1 protein-coding gene is annotated in these 256 nt (G+C 59.8%); it reads right to left on the bottom strand.

Features of this window, described 5'->3' with window-relative positions:
* On the bottom strand, window positions 1-256 hold a 256-nt coding region (locus SCA31_RS24380; protein ID WP_410699556.1), incomplete at both ends, for a hypothetical protein.

Here is a 256-nt window from a genome sequence, read left to right as displayed (position 1 = left end):
ACTCCAGTTGCACCTGTTACTCCAGTTGAGCCGGTTATCCCCGTCGCCCCGGTTGCTCCTGTTGAACCAGTTGGGCCTGTTGCACCAGTCGAGCCGGTTTCTCCTGTTGACCCTGCTACACCGGTTGAGCCAGTCGCTCCGGTTATCCCCGTTGACCCTGTCGCTCCTGTTGAACCGGTTGCACCTGTTACTCCTGTTGGGCCGGTTCCTCCCGTTGAGCCAGTCGGTCCGGATGAACCAATTGCTCCTGTCGCTC

The sequence above is a fragment of the Chryseobacterium sp. SIMBA_028 genome (assembly GCF_046535285.1).
Taxonomy (GTDB): domain Bacteria; phylum Bacteroidota; class Bacteroidia; order Flavobacteriales; family Weeksellaceae; genus Chryseobacterium.
This window is presented reverse-complemented; position numbering and strand designations above follow the sequence as displayed.